Raw genomic sequence first — 209 nt, 5'->3', positions numbered from 1 at the left:
TCAAGATAATTTGGGAAATCTCATTACAGACTTAGTACTTCAAATTCTTTCTTGGCTTGCTGAAGAAGAGCGATCAAAGATAAAAGTTCGTCAACAAGAAGGAATACATCTGGCTAAAAAACAAGGAAAACATCTTGGAAGACCGAAGACAGAAATTACAGATGAATTTATCACTGCTTATAACGCTTGGAAAACAGGTGCAATAACCG

At 35.9% G+C, this 209-nt stretch carries 1 protein-coding gene; it reads left to right on the top strand.

Going from position 1 to position 209, the window contains the following annotated elements:
- On the top strand, window positions 1-209 hold a 209-nt coding region (locus tag BPMYX0001_RS28140), incomplete at both ends, for a recombinase family protein (RefSeq protein WP_033799520.1).

The sequence above is a fragment of the Bacillus pseudomycoides DSM 12442 genome, assembly GCF_000161455.1.
Taxonomy (GTDB): Bacteria; Bacillota; Bacilli; order Bacillales; family Bacillaceae_G; genus Bacillus_A; species Bacillus_A pseudomycoides.
The sequence above is the reverse complement of the archived record's forward strand: the minus strand, read 5'-3'. Positions and strand labels throughout refer to the sequence as shown.